This window comes from Streptomyces himalayensis subsp. himalayensis (assembly GCF_013778455.1).
In the GTDB taxonomy this organism is placed as follows: Bacteria; Actinomycetota; Actinomycetes; order Streptomycetales; family Streptomycetaceae; genus Streptomyces; species Streptomyces himalayensis.
In genome coordinates this window covers 252,539-276,128 of record NZ_JACEHE010000007.1, presented here as the reverse complement: position 1 = coordinate 276,128, position 23,590 = coordinate 252,539, and the positions used below count along the sequence as shown (strand labels likewise).

The following is a 23,590-nucleotide window of genomic DNA, read 5'->3' as shown; positions in this document are numbered from 1 at the left end:
CCTCAGTCCTCTCCCGTGACCCCCGGCATCCGCCTCACGCCGGGTCGTGCTCGGGCGGTGACGAGTGCACGCCCGCACGGTACTTGGGGATCCGTACCGTGATCTTCATGCCCGCGCCCACGCCGGTCTCGATGACGAGCCCGTAGTCGTCGCCGAAGACCTGACGCAGCCGTTCGTCCACGTTCGACAGCCCGATACCGGCCGAGGGGCCGCCCTCGCCGCGCAGGATCCGCCGCAGCGCCTCCGGCTCCATGCCGATCCCGTCGTCCTCGATGACGACCTCCGCCTCCGCCCCCGCGTCCTGGGCGCTGATCGTGATGCGGCTGCGCGTGACGGCGCCCTCCAGGCCGTGCTTGACGGCGTTCTCCACCAGCGGCTGCAGGCACAGGAACGGCAGCGAAACCGGCAGCACCTCGGGTGCGATCTGCAGCGTGACCGCGAGCCGCTCGCCGAAGCGGGCCCGTACCAGCGCCAGGTACTGGTCGATGGAGTGCAGCTCGTCGGCGAGCGTCGTGAACTCGCCGTGCCGCCGGAAGGAGTAGCGGGTGAAGTCGGCGAACTCCAGCAGCAGTTCGCGGGCCCGTTCGGGGTCGGTGCGGACGAACGACGCGATGGCCGCGAGCGAGTTGAAGATGAAGTGCGGGGATATCTGTGCGCGCAGCGCCTTGATCTCGGCCTCGATCACGCGGGTGCGGGAACGGTCGAGCTCGGCCAGCTCCAGCTGGACGGAGACCCAGCGGGCCACCTCGTCGGCGGCCCTGGCCAGTACGGCGGAGTCGCGGGGAGCGTACGCGACGAGGGCGCCGAGCACCCGCTGGTCCACGACGATCGGTGCGGCGACCGCCCAGCGCAGCGGGCAGTCGACGTCGTCGCATCCGCAGTCGAAGGCGGCGCTGCGGCCGGTGGGGAGCAGCCCGGCGAGCCGCTCCATGACCAGCTTGGCGTGGTGTTCGCCGACGCCGTCCCAGGCCAGCACTGTTGACCGGTTGGTGAGGCACAGCGCGTCGGTGCCCAGCAGCGTGCGCAGCCGCCGGGCCGACTTGCGGGCCGTGTCCTCCGTCAGGCCGGCGCGCAGCGGGGGCGCCGCGAGTGACGCGGTGTGCAGGGTCTCGAAGGTGGCGTGCTCGACGGGCGAGCCGACATCGCTGCGCCCGGCGGGGTGAGCGGTGCGGCGCCCGAGAAGGAACCCGCCGACGAGTAGCAGTGGGCAGAGCGCGAGCAGCACGGCGGCTGCGGTCCCGGTCACCGTCCCTCCCGGGTGCTCGTGCTGCCGGTAGAGCTCGTGCTACCGGGGAAGCTCGTACCGCTGGGGGTGCTCGTGCCGCTGGGGGTGCTCGTACCGCTGGGGGTGCTCTTGGTGCCGGGCGGGCTCGTGCTGCCGCCCTCCGCCGCCGCGGCCGTCTGGCGGACGGTCAGCGACTCCGGCAGGTGCAGCCGCGTCATCGTGGCGCTGGTGTGCGGCGGGATGCTGCCCGGCGTTGCGAGGGAGACCAGGATCATGGCCAGGAAGCCGACGGGCACCGACCACACGGCGGGCCAGGCGAGCAGGGTGTGCAGCCAGCCGGACCGCACCACCTCGGCGAACGTGAGCGTCACCGCGGCGAGGGCCGAGCCGCCGCCGAGGAGCAGTCCGGCGAGCGCGCCGGGCGGGGTGAGCCGCCGCCACCAGATGCCGAGCACGAGCAGCGGGCAGAACGAGGACGCGGACACCGCGAACGCCATGCCGACCGCGTCCGCCACCGGCACCGCACTGACCAGCAGCGTCCCGCCGAGCGGCACCGTCATCGCCAGAACGGTCGCCAGCCGGAAGTGCCGTACGCCGCGCGCGGGCAGCACATCCTGGCTGAGCACCCCCGCCACGGCCATGGTGAGACCCGACGCGGTCGACAGGAACGCCGCGAACGCCCCGCCCGCGACGAGCGCGCCCAGCAGGTCGCCGCCGAGCCCTCCGACGGCCCGCCCCGGCAGCAGCAGGACGGCGGCGTCCGCATCCGGGGTATGGGTGAGCTCGGGCGCGTACAGCCGGCCGAGCCAGCCGTACAGCGGGGGCAGCAGATAGAAGAACCCGATCAGGGCGAGCACGAAGACGGTGGTGCGGCGCGCGGCGCGCCCGTGGGGACTGGTGTAGAAGCGCACCACGACATGCGGCAGTCCCATGGTGCCCAGGAACGTGGCGACGATCAGGCCGTACGTCGCGTACAGCGGGTGGTCCGCGCGGCTGGTGGCGATCGGCTGCCCGGCGCCCGCACCGGAGGCCGGCAGGTCCGGTACCGCCGGGAACGCGGGCGGCGCACCGCCGTCGCGGTGCCAGGCGAGCAGCAGGAAGAAGGCCGGGACCAGCAGCGCCGTGAGCTTGAGCCAGTACTGGAAGGCCTGCACGAAGGTGATGCTGCGCATGCCGCCCGCGGCGACGGCGAGCACCACGACAGCCGCCACGAGCGCGCCGCCGAGCCAGCGCGGGGCCCCGGTGAGGATCTGCAGCGTGAGCCCGGCGCCCTGGAGCTGGGGCACCAGATACAGCCAGCCCACGCCGACCACGAGGACGCTGACGACGGTGCGCACCTGACGCGACTCGAGTCGTCCCTCGGCGAAGTCGGGCAGGGTGTAGGCCCCGGAGCGGCGCAGCGGGGCGGCCACGAAGACGAGCAGGACGAGGTACCCGGCGGTGTAGCCGACGGGGTACCAGAGCATGTCGGGGCCGTACACCAGGACCAGTCCTGCGACGCCCAGGAAGGACGCGGCGGAGAGGTACTCGCCGCTGATCGCGGCCGCGTTCAGGGACGGGCCCACGGTGCGCGAGGCCACGTAGAAGTCGGACGTGGTACGGGAGATACGCAGCCCGAAGCCGCCGATGAGGACGGTGACGAGGACGACGGCTGCGACCGCCGGTATCGCATAGGCCTCGTTCACGGTGTCCCCGGGGGATCGGTGCCGCGGACGAGGCGGGCGAAGTCGCGTTCGTTGCGCTCGGCGCGCCGCACGTACCACCAGGCGATCAGGACGAGCAGCGGATAGCAGCCGAAGCCGAGGACCACCCAGACGACGGTGGCGTTGCGCAGCGCGGCGAAGAACAGCGGCAGGGTGACGACGGGCAGGGCGAGCACGGCGAACGCGGCGATCCCGGCGCGCAGCTGGCTGCGCATGAGGGAGCGGACGTAGGCCGCGCCGAGCGTCGTCTGCTCGTCGATCTCCCACTGGGTACGGTGCCGAGGCAGCCGGTGCACCCGACGGGGCTCGCCCGTCACGACCTCGCGGCGGGGTGCTGGCTCAGCGCTGGCGGACACGGCGTGGAGTGTAGGCAGCGCTCCGGCTTCTACGGAAGGGGCAGCTCAGACCAGGTCACTGACGGCCGTCAGAAGACGCCTGGCCTGCCGGGCCCGGTGCGGTGAAGCCGGCCTGCCCCCGCCCGGTGGTCAGGAACCCGCCTGCCGCATCAGCAGCTCGCGCACCCGGCTCGCGTGCCGCCGGCTGACGGCCAGGACGGCCTCGCCGACCCGGACGCTCATGCCGCCCCCGTCGAGCCGCAGTTCGTCGATACGGTGCAGCGCGACGAGGTGCCGCCTGTGTATCCGTACGAAACCGTGCGGCTGCCAGCGTTCCTCGAGCGTGGAGAGCGGGATGCGGACGAGGTGGCTGCCGTCGCCGGTGTGCAGACGTGCGTAGTCGCCCTGCGCCTCGGCGTACGTGATGTCGGCGATGTTCACGAGGCGGGTGACCCCGCCGAGTTCGACCGGGATGCGGTCGGCGGACCGGTCGATGGCGGGGGGCCGGGCGACCGCGGCCTGTTCGGCGACCCGGCGCACCGCCTCCGCGAGGCGCTCCCTGCGGACGGGCTTGAGGACGTAGTCGACGGCCTTGAGATCGAACGCCTGTACGGCGAAGTCCTCGTGGGCGGTGACGAACACGATCAGTGGGGGCCGCGCGAAGCCCGCGATGAGGCGCGCGACGTCGAGCCCGGTGAGACCGGCCATCTGGATGTCGAGGAACAGCACGTCGATCGCGTCGCCGCCGTCGGGGCCCGCGTCGAGGGCGCGGCCGATCCGGCGCAGCGCGTCGGTCGCGTCGGTGGCACCCTCCGCGCTGCGCACCCGCGGGTCGGCCCGCAGCAGGTAGAGCAGCTCGGCGAGCGCGGGTTCCTCGTCGTCGACGGCCAGTACGCGCAGCATGCGGCTGGAGTCTAGGTGGTCACTCGGGCGGGGCCAATCCGGCAGGCGCTTGAGTGATTCGGCGACCTGCTGCGTACGGGAGGACGAACAACGCCGTCACGGACGAACAAGGCCGCCACGGGCGAGCAGCACCGCCCCCGACCATCGGGGCCGTGACCCCCTGACCCAGCACCACCGGCACGAGGATTCGGCATGAGGTCCCTTGAACGCCATCGCGACGCGGGCGCCTACGCGCTGGGCGTCCTGGATGCGACGGACGCCTTCCGCTTCGAGGAGCATCTCATGGAGTGCCCCGGTTGTGTGGCACAAGTGAGTGAATTCGGCCCGGCACTCCGGCAGTTGATGCTCTACACGCGGGCGACTCCGCGCGGCGTCGCCCCGCTGGCGGTGCCGCGCCCACGGCTCCTGGACCGACTCCTCGGCGAGGTGGCGGTGGCCCGCCGGGCGCGGCGCCGGCGGGGGCTGTGCGCGGTGGCCGCAGCGGTGGTACTCGCCGTGGCGGGACCTGCGACGGCTATCGTCGCCGGGTCCGTGGCGGATACGGCACGGGTGAGCGCACGCGACGGACGGACCGGTGTGGCGGCGACGCTGACGACTCAGAACCACACCTGGGGAACGCAGGTCGGTCTGGCGGTGTGGGATGCGGTCGGCCCGCGGGTGTGCGAACTGGTGGCCGTCGGCAAGGACGGCACGGAACAGAAGGTGACGAGCTGGACCGCCACAGGCGGGACTGACACGCCGATGACACCGGAGGCGGGCACGGCCCTGCACCCGGACGAGATCGACCACTTCGAGATACGCACGGCCGACGGCAAGCTGCTGGTCATGCTGGGGCGGCCGTGACGGGAAACCTCACTTCAGCAACCGCGACATCCTCCGGTCCGCCAGCGGCTTGCCGCCCGTCTGGCAGGTAGGGCAGTACTGCAGGGATGAGGCGCTGAAGGAAACCTCACGCACGGTGTCGCCACACACCGGACAGGCCTCACCGGTACGCCCATGCACCCGCAGCCCACTCTTCTTCTCAGCCTTCAGCCGCCCCGCGGCAAGGCCGCGCGACCGTTCCACGGCCTCGGCGAGGGTGGTGCGCAGCGCCTCGTAGAGCCGATGAGTCTCCTCGTCCGTCAAGCTGGACGCGAGCTTGAACGGGGACATCTTCGCGACGTGCAGGATCTCGTCGCTGTAGGCGTTGCCGACCCCGGCGATCAGGCTCTGGTCGCGCAGGGCCCCCTTGAGCTGCCGCCGTTCGCCCTCGAGGAGCTTCGCGAAGCGCTGCTCGTCGAAGCCCGCGGCGAGCGGGTCGGGACCGAGCCGGGCGACGCCAGGGACCTCGGACGGATCGCGGACGACGTACACGGCGAGCCGCTTCTGCGTTCCGGCCTCGGTCAGATCGAACCCCTCCCCCGTCTCCAGTGCGACTCGCATCGCCAGCGGGCCCTTTCCGGGGCGCATCAAGGAGGGGTCGCGCGTAGCGCGTCGGTGAGGGGCGGTGGTCGGGTGACGGGCGGGACCGTCGGGCAGCCGGTCCCTCCACTGCAGCCAGCCGGCGCGGGCGAGATGGACGACGAAGTGGAGCCCGTCCGCGTCGACGTCCAGGAACTTGCCGTGCCGGGTCACGGCCGTGACGGCGCGTCCTTCGAGGGCGCTGAGCGGAGGGTCGTACGTCTTGAGGACGCTCACCGCGACGGGCAGCACCCGCACGATCTCGCGCCCGGCGAGATGGTCGGTGAGGAAGTCCTTGAGCGCTTCGACCTCGGGGAGTTCCGGCATGGAACCAGAGTGCCACCCGGCGCCTCTGCCGGGCAGGCGCGGCAAGGCGGCGAAGGGAATCAGGTGCGGGCCGGCACGATGAACTCGCACCACACGAGCTTGCCGCCGCCGCGTGCCTCCACGCCCCACACATCGGTGAGGCGGTCCACGAGGAAGAGGCCGCGCCCGGACAGACCGTTGGTACCGGCCTCGCGGCGGTGCGGCAGGGCACTGGTGGAGTCCTCCACCTCGACGCGCAGCCGTCGTTCGGATCCGCTGAGGACCCGGAGGGTGACGATCGCGGCGCCCTCGGTGTGCACGAGCGAGTTGGTGATCAGCTCGCCGGCGATGAGTTCGATGTCGTCGGCGCGGTCGTGGGCGCCCCAGGCCCGTACCGCCGCGCGGATCATGTGCCGGGACTCGGCGAGCGCCTCCGGGTCGCCCAGCGGGACGTGCTGCTGGAGGCGTCCGCCGGACTGCGGGGCGTCCGTGCTGCGCCGGCGCAGGAGCAGGAGGGCGACGTCGTCCTCGCCGTTGCGGTCGTCGACCGCCCCGCACAGCAGATCGGCGAGGTCCGAGAGGTCGGCGGGACCGGAACGGACGAGGTCCGCGAGCGCCAGCATGCCGTCGTCGAGATCGGCGCCCGGCTGTTCGACGAGGCCGTCGGTGCAGAGGAGGAGCGTCTGACCGGGGTCCAGCTCCACGGTCGTCACGGGGTATTCCAGCTGCCCGAAGTCGGCGGAGAGGCCGAGCGGCAGCCCGCCATCGACGGGCAGCCGGCGGCAGCTGCCGTCGGGCTGCCGCACCACGGGGTCGAGATGTCCGGCCCGGACCAGCTGGACGACGCCCGTGGTCAGGTCGGCGTCCGCGTAGAGGCAGGTGGCCATGCGTTCGGTGTCGAGTTCGTTCAGGAAGACGGAGGCGCGGGCCATGACGGTGGGCGGGGTGTGGCCCTCGGCGGCGTAGGCGCGCAGCACGATGCGCAGCTGGCCCATCACGGCGGCGGCGTGCGCGTCATGGCCCTGGACGTCGCCGATGACGGCTCCCACGCGGCCGCCCGGCAGCGGGATCACGTCGTACCAGTCGCCGCCGATGTCCCGGCCGAGCGCGGCGGAGCGGTAGCGGACCGCGATGTCGGCGCCCTGAACGCCCGGGATGGTGCGCGGCAGCATGGCCTGCTGAAGGCTCTGGGCGACGTCCTTCTCCTGCTCGTAGAACATGGCGCGCTGCAGGCTCTGCGCGATGCTGCTGCCGAGCGCGACGAGGACGTTGCGCTCCTCGTCGGTGAAGCCCGTCTTGTCCTGGTAGAGCAGGCCGAGCGCACCGATGGGCCTGGCCTGCGCGATGAGCGGCAGATACGCGGCGGCCGTGATGCCGAGATGCGTGATGTGCGGCCACAGGATCGGGTACGAGGTCGCGAACTCCTCCGGCGACTCGATGAACCGCGGAGCCATCGTCCGGACGACCTCGCTCATCGGGTAGGGCTCGTCGATGCGCGTGATGCGCGTGCCGGTGACATAGCTGTCCTTGGGGCCCTCGGCGACGAGCCGGATCCGCCCGGACTCGACCAGGCCCATGACCAGGCTGGTCGCGCCGAGGTGGGTGAGGCCGTGGCTGTCCTGGAGTACGTCGATGACGTCCTGCACGGTACGTGCGTGAGCGAGCGCGGCGGTGGTGCTCTGCACGATGCTGGTCTGCCGGCGACGTGCCACTTCCTCGTCGGCGAGAATCCGCCGTGCCGTGATGTCGCTCAGCTCCTGCGTGGCGTCACGGACGACGCCCACGATGCGCTTCGGGCGGCCCGACACGTCACGCCGTATGCAGCCCTGGGTGTGGGTCCAGCGCATGGAGCCGTCGCGGCAGCGGACGCGGAAGTACGCGCCGTAGTCCTCGCTTCCGTCCTTGAGGGCATGGGAGACGGTCTCGTCCAGACGGTGGGCCTCGAACGGAGGGACGCGGACGGCGAGGGACTCGGGGCGGCCGTCGTATTCGCCGGGGAGCAGGTCGAAGACCTCGAGGGCGTGTGCGTCCATGTGCATGAGACCGCTGCCCAGGTCCCAGTCGAAGCAGCCTGTGCGGTTGAGAGCGAGGATGGGGTCCGGGTCTGCAGGCCAGTCGTCCGGGAGTGACAGGCCACCCGCTCCGCGGTCAGCCATGGTGCCACCTTGCCACCACTTGGCTGAATCTTCGACTTCTCGGCGCACTGCCTGGGCGGGCGCTCAGCTCTCGACGGTGGCCGGTCGGTCCGGGCGGCGCGCCGGTCGGCCGTCCGGGCGGCTCTCGGGCAGCGCGTCCATCCGGTCCTCGGGCAGGAGGGGCTCGAGGGGGACCACGCCACCGTCCGGTACGCCCTGGGTGCCCCGGGCGGGGGGCGGCTCGGGCCGGGGCTCCAGCTCGGTCGGGCCGTCCGGCAGATCTTCCGGGGGCGATTCGGTGTCGTCATCCGGAGAGGGGCGGTCGGTGTCGGGCGGTGACTCCTCCGGGGAGCGCGTCGGAGGAGTGGGCGGGGAGGGCGGCGATGCGGGCGGGGAGTCCGTCGGCGATGAGGTGTCGTCGGGGCTCGGCGTGGTGGGACCGGGGCTCTCCGGGCTGGGGGTGGTGGGACTGGGCGTCTCCGGGCTCGGAGTGGTGGGACTGGGGGTCTCCGGGCTCGGAGTGGTGGGACTGGGGGTGGCGGGCGGCGGGACGGTGCGGTCGCGGTCGCCGTCGTCCCCGGCCTTCCGCTCGATCCATGTGTTGTTGACGATGTTCACGATCGTGATGTTGACGATGATCTTGGGTGCGGGGGTCACGACCACGACCTGCGCCGGCCGGTAGCCCTGCCACGGTTGTCCCTTCACAACGGGGTCGGTTCGCGTCGCGACCGGCGACTTGAGCGGATTGCCGCAGGCGCAGCGCACGCGCGGCAGGCCGCGGTCGTCGACGAGGACGGCGGTGCCGGCCTGGAGGACGGCCTGGAAGCCGTTCGCCTGTCCGTCGCGGAAGCCGTGGTTGGTGACGCGGGTGTCGGTCCGCAGCACGACAGGGGTCAGGCCACGCAGATACGTGGCGACGTCGGCCTGGGCGACGCCCACCACCCGGGCGAAGGCGCGGGCCTTGGCCTGGTCGGTGGTGAGGAAGCGGACCTGCTTCTCGACGTCGCAGCTGCTCTCGGAGAGCGTGCCGCCGTACAGCCCAGGCGTGGAGCCGTCGACGGACCGCCCCTTCACGTCGGCCGTCGCGGTGCCGGAGGGTGTGGGCGGCTCCGGCGAGCGGGTGGCGGGCGACGGCGTCGGGGTGGGCGTGGCGGTGGAGTCGGTGAACGGGTCGGGCCCCGCTTCCGCCACGGGCTGGAGACGGAGTTCCTCCTCACCGTCCACGGCGCTCGCGCTGCCGGTGGCCGTGCAGCCGGTGAGGCCTGCTCCGCCGGCGACGAGAAGGGCCGCGGATATCGCGAAGGCCGCGGCATGGCTCCTGATGGGTGAGCGCACCGTGTTGTCCCGTCTCTCGCTCGAGCAATTTGTCACTCATTGTCTGTTTCACCCCCTGCCATCTCGCAAGCCGAACGAGTCAGCCCTGCACCAGTCGGCGCCAGCCGTGAAACCGAAGAACACCGCAACCATCAAGGGAGAAATCCATACGGCGAGCAACCAGGTCCGCGAGAGCGGCGCCGGTTCAGGCGCAAAAATAGGGTCCGTGGAATGGTTCACCGCACCCGACTACTGGCTGAGCCGGCTGATCTTCCAGCGGGCCCTCGCCGCCGTGTATCTGGTCGCGTTCCTGACCGCCGCCCTGCAGTTCCGTGCCCTGCTCGGAGAGCGGGGCATGCTGCCGGTGCCCCGCTATGTGGCGCGGGTGCCGTTCCGCGACGCGCCGAGCGTGTTCCAACTGCACTACTCGGACAGGTTCTTCGCGCTCTGCTCGTGGTCGGGGTGCCTGGTCGCGGCCGCTCTGCTGGCCGGCGTCGACGGCCTCCTCCCCCTGTGGGCCGCGATGCTGCTGTGGCTGGTCCCCTGGCTGCTGTATCTGTCGATCGTCAACGTCGGCCAGACCTGGTACGGCTTCGGCTGGGAGTCCCTGCTCCTCGAGATCGGCTTCCTCGCCGTGTTCCTCGGCAACGACCGCACGGCCCCACCCGTCCTGGTGCTGTTCCTGCTGCGGTGGGTGCTGTTCCGCGTCGAGTTCGGCGCCGGGCTGATCAAGCTGCGCGGGGACCCCTGCTGGCGGAAGCTGACCTGCCTGGACTACCACCACGAGACCCAGCCGATGCCGGGCCCGCTGAGCTGGTTCTTCCACCACCTCCCGAAGCCCCTGCACAAGGTCGAGGTCGCGGCGAACCACTTCACCCAACTCGTCGTGCCCGTGCTGCTGTTCACCCCACAACCGATCGCGTCGGCGGCGGCCTGCCTGATGATCCTCACCCAGCTGTGGCTGGTGCTGTCGGGCAATTTCTCCTGGCTGAACTGGATCACGATCGTCGTGGCACTGTCCGCCGTGGACTTCTCCCCCGTCGCCGCGCCCCCGGACCTGCCTCCCACCCCTCTCTGGTACGAGATCGTCGTGCTCGCCGTCACGGCTCTGGTGCTGGTCCTCAGCTACCGCCCCACGCGCAATCTGATCTCGCGCCGGCAGATCATGAACTGCTCCTTCGACCCGTTCCATCTCGTCAACACCTACGGCGCCTTCGGCAGCATCAACCGCATCCGGCAGGAGGTGGTGATCGAGGGCACGGCGGACGAGGTGCCGCGCGCGGACTCCGACTGGCGGGAGTACGAGTTCAAGGGCAAGCCGGGCGATCCCCGTCGCTGGCCGCGCCAGTACGCGCCCTACCATCTGCGGCTCGACTGGATGATGTGGTTCGCCGGCATCTCCCCCGCGTACGCGGGATCCTGGTTCGGGCCGCTGGTGGAGCGGCTGCTGGAGAACGACCGGGACACGCTGCGGCTGCTGCGCCGCTCGCCGTTCCCGCCGGACAGCCCGCCGCGGTACATCCGGGCCCGCCTGTACCAGTACCGCTTCACGACGTGGCGCGAGCTGCGCGCGACGGGGGCGTGCTGGCATCGCACGTACATCCGCGAGTTCCTGCCGCCGACGCGGCTCGACGTGGTGGCTCAGGGCGGTAGAGCTCACAGGCGGTAGAGCCCGCACAGAGGTCAGAGGCAGTAGACGCGGGTGGCGGTCCCCGCGAAGACCTCGGCTCGCTCGTTCGCGCCGAGCGTCCCGGTCAGCGCATCGGCCGCACGGGTGACCTCGGCGTACGAGGCGGCGAGGGTGCAGACGGGCCAGTCCGAGCCGAACATCAGCCGCTCGGGCCCGAAGGCGTCCAGCACCGTGTCCGCGTAGGGCCTCAGATCCTCGACCGTCCAGGCGCGCCAGTCCGCCTCGGTCACCATCCCGGAGAGCTTGCAGACGGTGTTCGGGAGCGCCGCGAGGGCACGGACATGGCTCGCCCAGGGTTCGAGCTCCCCCGAGGCGATGGGCGGTTTGCCGAGGTGGTCGAGGACGAAGGTGAGGCCGGGGTGGTCGGCGGCCGCCTTGACGCAGGCGGGCAGCTGGTGGGGCAGGACCACGAGGTCGTAGACGAGACCCGCCTCGGCGACCGCGGCCAGACCCCGGCGTACGTCGGGGCGCAGCAGCCACTCCGGGTCCGGCTCGCCCTGCACCTGGTGCCGGATTCCGGCCAGGTACCGTCCTCCCGGGAGTTCCCGCAGGGCTGCGAGCGCCTCGGCGACATCGGGACGGGTGAGGTCGGTCCAGCCGACGACTCCGGCGATGAGAGCGCTCTCCGCCGCGAGCGCCAGGAACTCCGGGGTCTCCTCGGCGACAGTGATCGTCTGTACGAGGACGGTGGCCTGGACGCCGAGCGGGCGCGCTTCCGGTTCGAGATCCGGCACGCCGAAGTCGCGCCGGAGCGGGGCCAGGTCCGGTCCGGTGATCCAGTCCTGGTCCCGTACCGACAGGTCCCACACGTGGTGGTGCGCGTCGACGATCGGATCCGTCACGGTTCCCCCTCACAACTCCCATACGACGGGCAGGCCCGCGTCGGCGCCCTCGGCCGAGTAGTCGTGGACGACGTCCAGGAGCTCGGCCATGCGCGCCTGCCAGGCGATGTTGACGGGCAGTTTCTCCAGCTCGGCGAGCATGCGTCCGTAGTCCTCGCACTCCAGGACGTGGAAGAGGTCGGTGCCGCTGCGCCAGATCGTCCAGGAGGTGGCACCGGCGGCGCGTATCGCGGCGGTGAGCTCCGGCGGGACCTCGCAGTGTGCGGCCTCGTACTCCTCGATGCGGTCGGCGCGGACCTTGGTGTGCAGCGCGATCCTCATGACGGCTCGTCTCCGGGTAGGGGCCCTTCGGTTGTGGGGGCGGCGTCTCCGGGCACGGGGGCGTCGCCGGGCAGCAGCCCCTCGGCCCGCAGCTCCGCCCAGAAGGCCGCGGGCACAGCGTCCGCGAACTGCTCTGCCGCGTCCTGGACTTCGGCTGCCGAACGCGTGCCGACCAGCACGCTTGTGACCGCCGGATGCGCCAGCGGGAAGGCGAGGGCGGCAGCGCGCAGGGTGGTGCCGTGCCGCTCGGCCAGGTCCTTCAGCCGGAGCGCCCGGTCAAGGATGTCGCGGGGCGCTGCGGCGTAGTCGTACGTGGCGCCGGGGCGCGGGTCCGCGAGCAAACCGGAGTTGAAGACGCCGCCGACGACCACGGATGTGCCGCGCGCGGCGGCGGCCGGGAGCAGTGCGGTGAGCGCTCTCTGATCGAGGAGCGTGTAGCGGCCCGCGCACAGGACGGCGTCGATGTCCGTGTCGACCACGAACCGGGTCAGCATCTCGGCCTGGTTCATCCCTGCCCCGATCGCGCCGACCACGCCTTCGGAGCGGAGCTTCTCGAGCGCCGGGTAACCCTCGCGGAAGGCCTGTTCGGCGTGGTCGTCGGGGTCGTGCAGATAGACGACGTCCACGCGGTCCATGCCGAGCCGGGTGAGGCTGTCCTCCAGCGAGCGGCGGACGCCGTCGGCGCTGAAGTCCCAGACGCGGCGGTGGGTCGCGGGCACGGCGAAGCCGTTCGCCAGGTCGTCCCCGCCGCCGTCCCCGGGTTCGAGAAGCCGGCCGACCTTGGTGGACACGGTGTACGCGGCGCGGGGGCGCTCGCGCAGGGCCTCGCCGAGGCGGCGTTCGGACAGGCCGAGGCCGTAGTGCGGCGCCGTGTCGAAGTACCGGACGCCCGCATCCCAGGCGGCCTCGACGGCGGCGTACGCCTCTTCGTCGTCGACCGCCGCGTACAGGTTGCCGATGCCCGCGGCGCCGAACGACAGCTCCGTCACCGCGACGGTGCCCCGGCCGAGAGTGCGGGTACGCATGGCGGTCACTGTCCCACGGGCCGCAGCCGCAGCCCCTGCATGCCGCCGTCGACGGCGAGCGCCGTGCCTGACGTGGCGCCGGAGAGCGGGCTCGCCAAGTACGCGATGGCGCCCGCGACTTCGTCCGCCGACACCAGGCGCCCGGTGGGCTGGCGCGCCTCCAGCGCTGCACGCTCGGCTGCCGGATCGTCCGCGGCGTCCAGCAGGCGGCCGACCCAGGGGGTGTCGGCCGTGCCGGGGTTCACGCAGTTGACGCGGATGCCCTCGCGTATGTGGTCGGCGGCCATGGCCAGGGTCAGCGAGTACACCGCGCCCTTCGTGGCCGAGTACAGGGCGCGCTGCGGCAGCCCTGCGGTGGCGGCGATCGAGCAGGTGTTGACGATCGCTGCGTGATCGGATGCGCGCAGGTGCGGCAGCGCGGCGCGGGCGGTGCGCACCATGCCGACGACGTTGACGTCCAGCACGCGGTGCCACTCGTCGTCGTCGTTGTCCTCGACGGTGCCCTGGGCGCCGATGCCCGCGTTGTTCACCAGGACGTCCAGGCCGCCGAGGTCCGCGACGGCCGCCGCGACGGCCTCGCGTACGGAGGCGTCGTCGGTGACGTCGGCGCGGTATGCGAGGAGGGGCTTGTCCCCGTCTTTCACGGCCTCCGGGTTCAGGTCCAGCACGGCCACACGGGCGCCGCGGGCGGCCAGCAGTTCGGCCGTCGCCCGGCCGATGCCCGAGGCACCGCCGGTGACGAGGGCCTTGAGCCCACCGAAGTCCTGGGCGTGCGTCATGCCGCTGCTTCCTTCCGCTGCGAGAGGTCGGCGACCCAGAAGGCGCCGCCCGGGTACGTGTACTCCGCGATGGACTCGGGCCGCATGGTGGCCGAGAAGCCCGGCGCCGTGGGCGCCTGGTAGTGACCTTCTCGGATCACCACCGGTTCGAGGAAGTGCTCGTGCAGATGGTCGACGTACTCGATGACACGGTCCTCGGTGGTACCGGAAAGGGCAACGTAGTCGAACATCGACAAATGCTGGACGAGTTCGCACAGGCCGACGCCGCCGGCGTGCGGGCAGACGGGCACGCCGAACTTGGCCGCGAGCAGCAGGATCGCCAGGTTCTCGTTGACGCCGCCGACCCGGGCCGCGTCGATCTGCAGGACGTCGATCGCGCCGGCCTGCAGCAGTTGCTTGAAGACGATGCGGTTCTGGACGTGCTCGCCGGTGGCAACCTTGACCGGCGCGACGGCCTTCCGGATCGCCGCATGGCCGAGCACGTCGTCGGGGCTGGTGGGTTCCTCGATCCAGTACGGGTCGAACTCGGCGAGCGCCCGTGTCCAGGTGATCGCCTCGTCCACGTCCCAGCGCTGGTTGGCGTCGACGGCCATGCGCACATCGGGGCCGACGACGGAGCGGGCGACGCGGCAGCGCCGGGCGTCGTCGGCGAGATCGGCGCCCACCTTGAGCTTGATCTGCGTGAAGCCGTCGGCGACGGCCTGCGCGGCGAGCCTGGTCAGCTTCTCGTCGCTGTAGCCGAGCCAGCCGGGTGACGTGGTGTACGCGGGGAAGCCGCGCCGCAGCAGGTCCGCGGCGCGCGCGTGGGAGCCCTCCCGGCCGCGGCGCAGAAGCTCCAGCGCCTCGTCGGGCGTGAGCGCGTCCGTGAGGTAGCGGAAGTCGACCTGCGAGACGAGCCACTCGGGCTCCGCGTCCGCGAGGAACTGCCAGAGCGGTTTGTGTGCACGCTTCGCGGCGAGGTCCCACGCGGCGTTGACGACGGCGCCGATCGCCATGTGCATCACGCCCTTCTCCGGGCCGAGCCAGCGCAGCTGACTGTCCCCGACCAGGTCCCGGCTGAGCACTCCGGGATCGCCGCACAGCTCCTCGACGTCCCGCCCGAGGACATGCGGCCGCAGGGCGTCGATCGCGGCCACCTGGACATCGTTGCCCCGCCCGATGGTGAAGGTGAAGCCGTGTCCCTCGTGCCCGTCCCCGGCGTCGGTGTGCAGGACCACGTACGCCGCCGAGTAGTCGGGGTCGGGGTTCATGGCGTCCGAGCCGTCGAGTTCCCGGGACGTCGGGAAGCGGATGTCGTAGGTGTCGACCGCGGTGATGCGGGCGGGAGTCGCGGACACAGGTGGCCTTTCGGTGTTCCGGTACGGGGTTCGGCCGCAGGGGCGGTCCTGGGCGCGGCCTGTCGTCACACGGGCGACCGTCGGGCGGTCCGGGATCGCCGGTCCCCTTCCAGCCGCGACGCATATTTATCAGACCACTTAGGGGTCACGACAGTGCCTGGCGCCCACTTTCCCCTGCTTGGCCTGTATTCACCGCCATAGTGGTCCGACCACATCCACCATTAGACTCGGCGCCCGAGGCGACGGAAGGACGTGCCGTGGACGAGACGGCCCCGCAGAAGGGCACCGTGACGCAGCGCGCCATAGAGCAGATCAAGGCGATGATCGGCGAGGGGCGGCTGGAGCCCGGCCAGCGGCTTCCGACCGAGCGTGATCTGGCCACTCGGCTCGGTATCTCGCGCAGCTCGATGCGCGAGGCGATCCGCGCCCTCACCGTGCTCGGCGTGCTGGAGGCACGGCACGGCTCCGGCATCTACGTCACGCAGCTGGAGGCCGGGGACCTGCTGGAGACCTTCGGTGTCGTCGCCGATCTCTCCCGCGGTCCGCGACTGGTCGAGCTGCTGGAGGTACGGCGCATCCTCGAGTCGACGGCGACGGCGCTGGCGGCGGCGCGGATCACCGTCGAGCAGCTCGCCGATGTGGAGAAGCACCTGGAGGCGATGAACGCGACCGACGATCCGGAGGAGATCCTCTTCCACGATCTGGCGTTCCACCGGGCGATCGTCGCCGCCGCCGGGAACGAGACGATGGCCGCGATCGTGGAAGGGCTGTCCTCACGCACCTTCCGGGCCCGGGTCTGGCGCGGCTACCAGGAAGAGGGCGCGTTCGAGCGCACCCGCCGCGAGCACGCCCGTATCCATCGCGCCCTTGTGGACCACGATCCGGAGGCGGCGCGAGCGGCCGCCGCAGCGCATGTCGGGGAGGTCGAGGCGTGGCTTCGCAGCCAGATGGAAGTGCGCAACGAGGTGCAGCGAAGCGGCACTTGGGGCGCGGCTTCCTCTGACCGTGTGGAGCATTCGGCATGGTGACAGCGACGCGGGGCGGCGGCCGGCACTGTGGCCGTCGCCCGCGCAGCGTCACCACACCGGAGCGGAGTGTGCTGTCAGGCTGGACGGCCTCCGCCATAGGGGGCGCCGGCACCACGACGGCGGTCCACCTCACGGGCGGCCGCGCTGGCGGCGAGCGCCACAGCCAGAGCAATCACACCGACGATGACGTTGTTGACGATCGTCCTGGCGGTGCTCACGTCACCGGCCACGACCCAGGGCGAGATGATCGTCCACACACCGAGGGCACATGCGGCCCACGCCATGCTGTGCGTGCGCTCGTAGGCGCGGCCGAAGCCGCCGCTCAGGAGCACCGCGTACGCGATGCCGACGATCAGGTTGTTGATCGCCAGGGTCGAGAGACCGTTGAATCCCGCGATCCAGGGAGAAGCGGCAAGGTAGAGGCCCGTAAGGAGGGCCGCCGTCTCGATGGTCTGCGCGCGCGGGGTGGTAGCGGCGCGCTCGGCCATGTCGTGACGGTGCCGCATATCGAGTATGTCGGGATGCGTTTCCATGTCCGACCGGGGCGAAGTCGTCACGGCCATCACCTCCGAATTGTCTTGCCGGTTTTACACCTCGGGCCGGGTACCCCAACGGCGCCGTATAACCATCAGCTGCCCGCCGGTCTGCATGGCATCGACTGCACCGCGGGGCGCCGGACCTGCCCAGTTCGTGACCCGCCGTGTGATCCGCCCCATACTGGACGTGCCGCGGGACTCTCCGGCACACGAACCGGCACACGACCAGTACGGCCTGCACGACCTGCTCTGACCTGCACAAACCAGGGTGAAAGCACTGTTGCAAACGCACTGAGGAGGCACCGATGAAGATGCTGATCAACGTGGCGTAGTTTGGCGCGGCCGCAGGTCACGATCATGCTCAGGCCCACAGGTCAGCAACTTCCCAGCATGGGTCAGGAGACGTGCACGTTGGCGACCAAACTCATCCGAGGAATGGGCAGCTTCCACAAGAGCTGCGGATGCGCACGACAGGGACGGTGTCCGCACCCGTACGCCATCCGTTACCGCGATGCAATGGGGCGGCAGCGCGAAGAAACGGGTTTTGCCACGCAGCAGGACGCGCTGGATCGGCTGACGAAGCTTTACGACGAGCGCCGCAACACTCCACGGGACCAGGCGGAACTGAAGCGAAGGCTGGGAAAGCAGCGCTTCGGAGAACACGCCGCTTCTTGGATTACCCGACAGCGTCATTACGCGGACGGCAGTATTCGTACCGTCCATCAACTACTTCAGAGTCAAATTTTGCCCGCCCTGGGGTCACGGCGTCTGTACACGTTCACCCCGACGGTGATCGACGACTTCATCATGTCCATGGAGGAGCGGAACGTAGGGCTGGCCACCCAGCAGAACGCCTTCGACACGCTCAAGAAGATCCTCCTGGACGCGCGTCGCAAGGGAGCAATTCCCGAGGACCCTTTTGACGGAGTGATCGCGCCCGGATACATTCCTCGGCCGGTCACCATCCCCACTCTGGACGAGATCCACGCGCTCAAGGATGCGGCCTCGGACGGCCTGCGCCTCTTGATCGACCTGATGTCCGGCTGCGGTCATCGCAACGGGGAAGCGTACGCGGCGAACATCGAACGAGTGGTCGCCGACGATGTCTACCGCATCACCGAGCAGATAGACGGGGTCAAGCGCGCGCCCTCACGGCTGAAGCACCGAAAGGCCGGCGAGTTCCGTGAGGTTCCCCTCCCTGCGGTAGTCCGCGAGTCGCTACTCACCTACGCGAAGAAATACGGCGCGGACTCGCACGGTTACCTGCTTCGCACCCAGCGAAGCCCTTACTGGGCGCACACCACGCTCCAGTATCAGTGGAGCGCCGCAAGGAAGAGGGCAGGCATCACTCGAAAGCTGAACCCCTACTCACTCCGTCATTACTTCGCCTCCAACTGCTTGTCCAAGGGCATACCGATCACGGACGTAGCGGAATGGATGGGGCATAAGAACATCATCATGACGTTCAAGATCTACAGGCACTTGATGCCGGCCTCCATCGGCCGTGCCGCGATGGCGCTGAACGAGAGCCTGTAACGACAAGTGGGGCCGGGCTGATGCCCGGCCCCACTTCAAACTACCTTCTGCTGCTGAGCCCAACGGTCGAGATCTTGGATGCGGAACTTCAGCTGACCGCCGAAGTAGTACCTGGGGATCCCATGCCGGTGGGACTCTTCGATACATCCATCGCCGGGACATGTCGAGGTAGGCGGCTGCTTCAGTGACACCGACATATTGACGATCCATCGGCTCCTCCTCAGACGGTTCAACGGGAGGTTATTGGAGGATTCCGTCCGCACCCAATCAAGGTGTGATCGCTCGCTGCTAAGGGCTGTGCGGCACAGATCCGGCCGTGGTCCCAACTTCGGTGACGTCGCCGCCGGTCACGGGGTTGGTGTCGGTGCCCGTCGCGGAGGCGTTGCCCGGTAGCATCCGCCGCCGCGGAGCCGACGGCAGTGTGCCGGTGCCGCCCACTGCCATGCCGGCCCGCGTTGCATGGAAGGGCGGGACACCGTGGTTTTGGTGTCCCGCCCTTCGGGCGTCTACGTGGGGCTCGGTAAGGTCTCGGCATCACGCCTCCGGGCCGGCGAGTTCCACGTTGTCCTGGGTGAGTTCGGTGCGGAGGCGCTCGTCGGCGATCTCGGCGTAGTGCTCGGAGAGTTCGATGCCGATGAAGTTGCGGCCTTCGTGGAGGGCGGCGACGCCGGTGGAGCCGCTGCCGGTGAACAGGTCGAGGACGGTGCCGTCCTCGCGGCAGATCTGGACGAGCTGGCGCATGACGTCGATGGGCTTCTGGGTGATGTGGACGCGGTCCTTGCGGGGCTGGGAGGCGGTGAAGTCGCCCGGAAGGTAGAGGTCTCGGGTGTTGTCGAGGCGTCCCTTGGTGCCCCAGACGATGAATTCGGCGGACTGCTTGAAGCCTCCCTTGCGCGGGCGGCTGGCCGGCTTGATCCACGGGATCAGGCCCTGCCAGGTCCAACCGGCCATCTGGAGGGCGTCTGTTGTGGTGGGTAGCTGCCTCCAGTCCGTGAAGACGAGGGCGGGCGCGTGCTCGACGGAGGCCCGGTAGGACTCGGTGAGCAGGTCGGTGAGCCAGGCTCGGTAGCTGCGCTGGTCGCGGTTCTCGCCGGGGAAGGAGGCGAGTTCGTGGGCGCTGTTGCTGGTGACGTACTTGTCCCGGGCGCTACGGCTGGTGCGCTCGGCGCTGGTGCGGCCTCCGGAGTTGTAGGGCGGGTCGGTGACGACGGCGTGGACGCTCTCGTCGGGAATGGTCTTCAGGACGGTCAGGGCGTCGCCGCGGTGCAGCGTGTAGCTCAAGGGCGCGGGCCTTTCTCCGGGGAGAGGGACGAACGCGCCGGACAGTAGCCCGCGATCTCGGCCGTACGTAGCCGACGGCGTACAGGTTCCTGGGTGGTGGCTGCTGTGGTCGTTTGGTGCGGCCGGAATGCGCATCTACTGTCTCGCCTCGTTAGCCAGCCCAGCCAAAGGCATGGCTCTGACCTGTGTGTTTCCACATTCCTTCGCGCCGCCACGCCCGCCGGGCTTGGCCCTGTTCCTCAGGAGTTCCCGTGCATCTCAAGAGATTACGAGCGCGGCTCGCTGCCGCGCTCGATCCCGACGTGGAGCCGGTGTTGCACCGGCTCCACGTCCATCAGTCCGCCTGTCGGCGGGGAATGGACGGCGCAGTTCCGGCTGCCGTCTCACCCGGCCGCCGGCACCGCGCCGTCTCGCAGCACGTGGAGATTGCATGCCTGAGAAACCCCCGTGCTTCCGCTCGGCGGCCACCCGGCAGGGCGACGCCGGGCCTGTCTCATGAAGAAGACCGGTGCGGCGATCGCTCTGCTGGCCTGCGGACCGCTCCTGTTGACCGCGCCAGTGCTGTTCGCGGCGAGCGGGGTTGCCACGACCGCCTGTCAGACCGGTCCTGCGCAGTCCGTGGAAGCTGCAGCCGTCGCTGAGCAGGTGGAGGACATCTTGGCCGGTGGTTCCGGCACCGACGTCTCAGTACCGGGGCTGGCCTCGCCGGCCGAGCAGATTCCGAACGCTCGGGTCATCACGGCGACCGGACTCGCGATGCAGATTCCGGCCCGTGGCCAGGTCGTCGCGCTGGCGACCGCCCTGCAGGAGAGCGGTCTGCGGAATCTGACCTACGGGGACCGGGATTCCGTCGGCCTGTTCCAGCAGCGTCCATCGCAGGGCTGGGGCACGGTCGAGGAGATTCTCGATCCGGTATATGCGTCGACCACGTACTACGAGGGCCTGCGCAAGGTGCCGGGCTGGGAGTCGATGACCGTAACCCAGGCCGCGCAGGCCGTGCAGCGCAGCGGCTTCCCGGACGCCTACACGAAGTGGGAGCCACTGGCGACCGCCCTCCAGAAGGCGCTGGCCCCGCACCTCAACTCCGGTGAGGAAGACACCGACCAGAACAACGGCGGCCCGGCAGCAACTCCTGCCTCGTGTGCCGGCGCGGACGGCTCGACGTTCGATCCAATCCCGGCAGGGGCGGCGCCCGACGGGTACGCGATCCCGGCCAACGCATCTGCGAAGGCGCGGACGGCCATCCGCTGGGCGATGGGCCAGCTCGGCACCGCCTACCAGTGGGGTGGGAGCTGCACCGACGCGCACGGGCCCGACCCGATGGGCCGGTGCGACTGCTCATCGCTGATGCAGCAGTCCTATCGGGCCGCCGGGGTGACGCTGTCCCGCACGACCTATACGCAGGTCAAGGAGGGCAAGGCCGTCTCGGTCAGTGCCATCGCACCTGGCGACCTGCTGTTCGCCGAGGGCACTGCCGCCGCTCCCGAGCACGTCGGGATGTACATCGGCGAGGGCCTGGTCATCCACGCCCCCAGGACCGGCGACGTGGTCCGCATCGTCACGCTCGCGTCCTGGAAGAGCGAGATCCTCGCCGCCCGCCGCGTCCTCTGACAAACCCCTTTCCCCTCCCTGCACTAGGCGGGCTTTCCGCCAGCCGCAAATCGAACAGGAGTTCCTCTGATGCATGTGATCGACACGGTCGTGCAGCTCGCCTATGACCCCGGCGTCAGCCCCAACGAGGGCGGCCTGCCAGGCGTGTCGGTGCTGAAGAAAGTCATGGGGTCGATCAACCTCTTCGGCATCATCGCCGTCGTCGGCTCCATGGCGGTGTCCGCGGGTGTGTGGGCCTGGGGTCACCACAGCGGCGGCCATCAGACGGAGGCCAATGGCAAGAAGGGTGTCCTGGTGCACGTCGCAGACCACTCGGATCGTCGCCCGGCGCGCCACTCCGGCCCACGCGTGAGAGGACGAAACCGCACCGGCGCCCGCTCGGCACTGATGCACGCCTGCACACCCATCCACCACTCAGCCCTCGACGGGAGAACACGGCATGAATCCCACCTACGACTTCCGCGACCAGGTCGCCTTCGTCACCGGAGCCGGCTCCGGCATGGGCGTTGCCACGGCCCGCGCTTTCGCCGAAGCGGGAGCCGCCGTCGCCCTCACCGACATCAACGAAGCCGCTCTCGATGCGGCCGTGCAACAGCTCACCGACGACGGCCATCAGGCCCTCGCCCTGGTCTGCGACGTCACCGACGAGGACGAGGTCGCCAGCGCGGTCGACCGCACGGTTGAGACTTTCGGCCGCCTCGACATGGCTTACAACAACGCCGGCATTCAGATCCCGCCCGCCGATGCCGCCGACGAACCCGCCGACCAGTTCGACCGCGTCCACGCCATCAACCTGCGCGGCATCTGGGCCAGCATGAAGCACGAACTCCGCCACATGCGGACCCAGGGCAGCGGAGCCATCGTCAACTGCTCCTCCCTCGGCGGCCTCGGCGGCCTCCCCGGCCGCGCCTCGTACCACGCCTCCAAGCACGGAGTGATCGGCCTGACCACCAGTGCGGCACTCGAATACGCACCGCGCGGCATCCGCATCAACGCCGTCTGCCCCGGCACCATCGACACCCCGATGGTCAGCGACATGATCGCCAAGGGAGAGCTCGACCGCGCCGCAGCCGAAGCCAACCAGCCCATCAACCGCCTCGGCACCGCAGACGAAATCGCCCAGGCCGTCCTGTGGCTGTGCAGCCCCGGAGCCGGCTTCGTTGTCGGCTTCGCCCTCCCCGTCGACGGCGGCTACGTCGCCCGATAGCGGCAGCCCACGGGGGGCCGGCGCGGTGAGCGGCCGGGGCGGCAGGCCGTTGCGGAGGCGTCCAGCATGGTCCGCCATCCGGAATCCTAGCGGGCCAGCGGCAGCTCCTCGAGAGCACGGCGGGCGGCATAGAGCAGTCCGTCGGTGTGCGGGGCGAGGTACAGGCTGTATGCGTCGACGGCTCCCTGGTTGCGGTGAGCGAGGGCGGTTGCCACGGAGCCGGGATGACCAGTCCGGCCGTACCGGTCGTGGGTCGTGGGTCCTGGGTCGTGGGTCGTCTAGGGCTCGGCGTCGATCACCGACATACGCAGCTGGAAGTCACGTGCAATGCGGCCGAGGGCGGCTGCCCCTGGAAGGACGCTTTTGGGTGTCGGGCCATTGCCTGGCGTCATCGGGATCGCCCGCCTCCCGAGGCCGTCAGGTGGGGCGCTTGACCGCGCGGGTGGCGAGCGCGGCGACGGTGGTGTGGGGCCAGCAGCGCACTCCGGTGCCGAACGCGCCGCCGACGAACGGGGAGATGACGCGAACGGAGTCCAGGAGCAGTCCGAAGACGGCGGCCGGTTCGGTCTGGGTGCCCCACCACCCACTGGGTCTTGTCCCAGACGGTGAGCTTGCCGTCCTTCCAGCGGGCGATGGTGGCGTGCGGCTCCATCGGATTGCGGTGGTTGCGGGGAGTGGTGCATACGCAGTGACGAGTTCCGTCCCCGGTGGCGTGCACAACGTCCGGCACCACGGCACCGGCACCAGGCACTTCCACCACCACGCCGTCGGCGACCTCTCACTGGCCTTCGAGGTCCTGGAGATGGCCGCTGCCCCCGGCCTCACCCTCACCATCCACACCGCCGAGCCTGGCTCACCCTCCGAAGAGGGACTGCGCCTCGTCGCCACGCAGGAATCCGACCCGGAAACGGAACGATCGGCGACCAGCTGACTTCCGACAGCGCTGCGATGCCGCCACCCTCCCTGCTCAGCCGCATGGAGCCCTCGGGTCCGGCCGGAGCCGGGAAGGGAGCGGGAGGGCCGGTGGGAGGCGCAG

Annotated in this window: 21 protein-coding genes and 3 pseudogenes; 8 read left to right on the top strand and 16 right to left on the bottom strand. The window is 70.4% G+C overall.

The features are described 5' to 3' along the window. Nucleotides 1-34: 34 nt before the first annotated feature. The 4 genes from H1D24_RS14720 to H1D24_RS14705 all read right to left on the bottom strand — a co-directional run bounded on the left by H1D24_RS14720 (nucleotide 35) and on the right by H1D24_RS14705 (nucleotide 4,166). On the bottom strand, nucleotides 35-1,246 hold the full coding sequence (locus H1D24_RS14720) for a sensor histidine kinase (protein WP_181657974.1): 1,212 nt from the start codon (nucleotides 1,244-1,246) through the stop codon (nucleotides 35-37). After that, entirely contained in the window at nucleotides 1,243-2,910 is a 1,668-nt protein-coding gene (locus H1D24_RS14715) for a sodium/solute symporter (RefSeq protein WP_181657973.1), read from the bottom strand. The genes H1D24_RS14720 and H1D24_RS14715 overlap by 4 nt, the downstream gene beginning before the upstream one ends. Beyond that, nucleotides 2,907-3,245 carry a hypothetical protein gene (locus H1D24_RS14710; protein ID WP_181658044.1) on the bottom strand — a complete coding sequence of 113 codons (339 nt, stop codon included), beginning with the start codon at nucleotides 3,243-3,245 and terminating at the stop codon, nucleotides 2,907-2,909. The genes H1D24_RS14715 and H1D24_RS14710 overlap by 4 nt, the downstream gene beginning before the upstream one ends. Nucleotides 3,246-3,413: 168 nt before the next feature. Further along, nucleotides 3,414-4,166 (bottom strand): LytR/AlgR family response regulator transcription factor, encoded by a 753-nt coding sequence (locus H1D24_RS14705; protein ID WP_181657972.1) that lies wholly within the window; start codon nucleotides 4,164-4,166, stop codon nucleotides 3,414-3,416. A gap of 192 nt (nucleotides 4,167-4,358) precedes the next feature. On the opposite strand from H1D24_RS14705, the gene H1D24_RS14700 reads away from it, so the two are divergent. Continuing rightward, nucleotides 4,359-5,009: a zf-HC2 domain-containing protein gene (locus tag H1D24_RS14700; RefSeq protein WP_181657971.1), complete on the top strand. Its 651-nt coding sequence runs from the start codon at nucleotides 4,359-4,361 to the stop codon at nucleotides 5,007-5,009. A 9-nt stretch (nucleotides 5,010-5,018) separates the two neighbouring features. Here the strand turns inward: H1D24_RS14700 and H1D24_RS14695 are convergent, their stop codons facing one another. From H1D24_RS14695 to H1D24_RS14685, 3 genes are all read right to left on the bottom strand, one after another. Next, nucleotides 5,019-5,933 carry an Fpg/Nei family DNA glycosylase gene (locus tag H1D24_RS14695; RefSeq protein WP_181657970.1) on the bottom strand — a complete coding sequence of 305 codons (915 nt, stop codon included), beginning with the start codon at nucleotides 5,931-5,933 and terminating at the stop codon, nucleotides 5,019-5,021. A 59-nt stretch (nucleotides 5,934-5,992) separates the two neighbouring features. After that, a complete protein-coding gene (locus tag H1D24_RS14690) occupies nucleotides 5,993-8,068 on the bottom strand; it encodes a SpoIIE family protein phosphatase (RefSeq protein ID WP_181657969.1) in 2,076 nt (691 codons plus the stop codon). A 63-nt stretch (nucleotides 8,069-8,131) separates the two neighbouring features. After that, on the bottom strand, nucleotides 8,132-9,382 hold the full coding sequence (locus H1D24_RS14685) for a DUF6777 domain-containing protein (RefSeq protein WP_181657968.1): 1,251 nt from the start codon (nucleotides 9,380-9,382) through the stop codon (nucleotides 8,132-8,134). Nucleotides 9,383-9,587: 205 nt separating this feature from the next. Between H1D24_RS14685 and H1D24_RS14680 the strand changes: the two genes are divergently transcribed. Continuing rightward, complete coding sequence (locus H1D24_RS14680) at nucleotides 9,588-11,030, top strand: lipase maturation factor family protein (RefSeq protein WP_181657967.1); 1,443 nt, start codon at nucleotides 9,588-9,590, stop codon at nucleotides 11,028-11,030. Nucleotides 11,031-11,044: 14 nt separating this feature from the next. Here the strand turns inward: H1D24_RS14680 and H1D24_RS14675 are convergent, their stop codons facing one another. Genes H1D24_RS14675 through H1D24_RS14655 form a run of 5 tightly spaced genes read right to left on the bottom strand, consistent with a single transcriptional unit; the run spans nucleotide 11,045 to nucleotide 15,355 of the window. Next, nucleotides 11,045-11,893 carry an amidohydrolase family protein gene (locus tag H1D24_RS14675; protein WP_181657966.1) on the bottom strand — a complete coding sequence of 283 codons (849 nt, stop codon included), beginning with the start codon at nucleotides 11,891-11,893 and terminating at the stop codon, nucleotides 11,045-11,047. Between the two features lie 9 nt (nucleotides 11,894-11,902). Then, entirely contained in the window at nucleotides 11,903-12,214 is a 312-nt protein-coding gene (locus H1D24_RS14670; protein WP_181657965.1) for an L-rhamnose mutarotase, read from the bottom strand. Further along, the gene (locus H1D24_RS14665) at nucleotides 12,211-13,239 is read right to left on the bottom strand and encodes an aldo/keto reductase (protein ID WP_181657964.1); all 1,029 of its coding nucleotides are present in this window, start codon (nucleotides 13,237-13,239) and stop codon (nucleotides 12,211-12,213) included. The genes H1D24_RS14670 and H1D24_RS14665 overlap by 4 nt, the downstream gene beginning before the upstream one ends. A 5-nt stretch (nucleotides 13,240-13,244) precedes the next feature. Next, entirely contained in the window at nucleotides 13,245-14,018 is a 774-nt protein-coding gene (locus H1D24_RS14660) for an SDR family NAD(P)-dependent oxidoreductase (RefSeq protein WP_181657963.1), read from the bottom strand. Then, nucleotides 14,015-15,355 carry an L-fuconate dehydratase gene (locus tag H1D24_RS14655; protein WP_181657962.1) on the bottom strand — a complete coding sequence of 447 codons (1,341 nt, stop codon included), beginning with the start codon at nucleotides 15,353-15,355 and terminating at the stop codon, nucleotides 14,015-14,017. The genes H1D24_RS14660 and H1D24_RS14655 overlap by 4 nt, the downstream gene beginning before the upstream one ends. A gap of 257 nt (nucleotides 15,356-15,612) precedes the next feature. On the opposite strand from H1D24_RS14655, the gene H1D24_RS14650 reads away from it, so the two are divergent. Then, a complete protein-coding gene (locus tag H1D24_RS14650; RefSeq protein WP_309484311.1) occupies nucleotides 15,613-16,383 on the top strand; it encodes a FadR/GntR family transcriptional regulator in 771 nt (256 codons plus the stop codon). A gap of 74 nt (nucleotides 16,384-16,457) precedes the next feature. Here the strand turns inward: H1D24_RS14650 and H1D24_RS14645 are convergent, their stop codons facing one another. After that, nucleotides 16,458-16,916 carry an SPW repeat protein gene (locus tag H1D24_RS14645; RefSeq protein ID WP_181658043.1) on the bottom strand — a complete coding sequence of 153 codons (459 nt, stop codon included), beginning with the start codon at nucleotides 16,914-16,916 and terminating at the stop codon, nucleotides 16,458-16,460. 414 nt (nucleotides 16,917-17,330) lie between these two features. Here H1D24_RS14645 and H1D24_RS14635 point away from each other — a divergent pair, with 414 nt between their 5' ends. After that, on the top strand, nucleotides 17,331-18,455 hold the full coding sequence (locus H1D24_RS14635; protein ID WP_258564063.1) for a tyrosine-type recombinase/integrase: 1,125 nt from the start codon (nucleotides 17,331-17,333) through the stop codon (nucleotides 18,453-18,455). 534 nt (nucleotides 18,456-18,989) lie between these two features. On the opposite strand, the gene H1D24_RS14630 is transcribed toward H1D24_RS14635, so the two are convergent. After that, nucleotides 18,990-19,736, bottom strand: coding sequence for a DNA-methyltransferase (locus H1D24_RS14630; protein ID WP_181657960.1), 747 nt, complete (start codon nucleotides 19,734-19,736; stop codon nucleotides 18,990-18,992). Between the two features lie 495 nt (nucleotides 19,737-20,231). Here H1D24_RS14630 and H1D24_RS14625 point away from each other — a divergent pair, with 495 nt between their 5' ends. The 3 genes and pseudogenes from H1D24_RS14625 to H1D24_RS14620 all read left to right on the top strand — a co-directional run bounded on the left by H1D24_RS14625 (nucleotide 20,232) and on the right by H1D24_RS14620 (nucleotide 22,554). Next, entirely contained in the window at nucleotides 20,232-21,347 is a 1,116-nt protein-coding gene (locus H1D24_RS14625) for a C40 family peptidase (protein WP_181657959.1), read from the top strand. Nucleotides 21,348-21,416: 69 nt separating this feature from the next. Further along, nucleotides 21,417-21,644 (top strand): annotated as a pseudogene (locus tag H1D24_RS41735) (DUF6112 family protein); the annotation flags it as partial. 142 nt (nucleotides 21,645-21,786) lie between these two features. Then, nucleotides 21,787-22,554 carry a glucose 1-dehydrogenase gene (locus H1D24_RS14620; protein ID WP_181657958.1) on the top strand — a complete coding sequence of 256 codons (768 nt, stop codon included), beginning with the start codon at nucleotides 21,787-21,789 and terminating at the stop codon, nucleotides 22,552-22,554. Nucleotides 22,555-22,640: 86 nt separating this feature from the next. Here H1D24_RS14620 and H1D24_RS42355 read toward each other — a convergent pair whose 3' ends face one another. Further along, a complete protein-coding gene (locus H1D24_RS42355) occupies nucleotides 22,641-22,769 on the bottom strand; it encodes a hypothetical protein (protein ID WP_258564062.1) in 129 nt (42 codons plus the stop codon). A 208-nt stretch (nucleotides 22,770-22,977) separates the two neighbouring features. Then, nucleotides 22,978-23,206 (bottom strand): annotated as a pseudogene (locus H1D24_RS14615) (molybdopterin cofactor-binding domain-containing protein); the annotation flags it as partial. Nucleotides 23,207-23,223: 17 nt separating this feature from the next. Between H1D24_RS14615 and H1D24_RS14610 the strand changes: the two are divergent. Next, nucleotides 23,224-23,485: pseudogene (locus H1D24_RS14610) on the top strand (MmyB family transcriptional regulator); the annotation flags it as partial. Nucleotides 23,486-23,590 lie beyond the last annotated feature (105 nt).

What these genes read in the sequence shown, in the direction of transcription:
- H1D24_RS14705 (WP_181657972.1), bottom strand. Translation starts at nt 4,166, where the DNA reads ATGCTGCGCGTACTGGCCGTCGACGACGAGGAACCCGCGCTCGCCGAG.
- H1D24_RS14700 (WP_181657971.1), top strand. Translation starts at nt 4,359, where the DNA reads ATGAGGTCCCTTGAACGCCATCGCGACGCGGGCGCCTACGCGCTGGGC.
- H1D24_RS14695 (WP_181657970.1), bottom strand. Translation starts at nt 5,933, where the DNA reads ATGCCGGAACTCCCCGAGGTCGAAGCGCTCAAGGACTTCCTCACCGAC.
- H1D24_RS14690 (WP_181657969.1), bottom strand. Translation starts at nt 8,068, where the DNA reads ATGGCTGACCGCGGAGCGGGTGGCCTGTCACTCCCGGACGACTGGCCT.
- H1D24_RS14670 (WP_181657965.1), bottom strand. Translation starts at nt 12,214, where the DNA reads ATGAGGATCGCGCTGCACACCAAGGTCCGCGCCGACCGCATCGAGGAG.
- H1D24_RS14665 (WP_181657964.1), bottom strand. Translation starts at nt 13,239, where the DNA reads ATGCGTACCCGCACTCTCGGCCGGGGCACCGTCGCGGTGACGGAGCTG.
- H1D24_RS14660 (WP_181657963.1), bottom strand. Translation starts at nt 14,018, where the DNA reads ATGACGCACGCCCAGGACTTCGGTGGGCTCAAGGCCCTCGTCACCGGC.
- H1D24_RS14645 (WP_181658043.1), bottom strand. Translation starts at nt 16,916, where the DNA reads ATGGAAACGCATCCCGACATACTCGATATGCGGCACCGTCACGACATG.
- H1D24_RS14625 (WP_181657959.1), top strand. Translation starts at nt 20,232, where the DNA reads ATGAAGAAGACCGGTGCGGCGATCGCTCTGCTGGCCTGCGGACCGCTC.
- H1D24_RS14620 (WP_181657958.1), top strand. Translation starts at nt 21,787, where the DNA reads ATGAATCCCACCTACGACTTCCGCGACCAGGTCGCCTTCGTCACCGGA.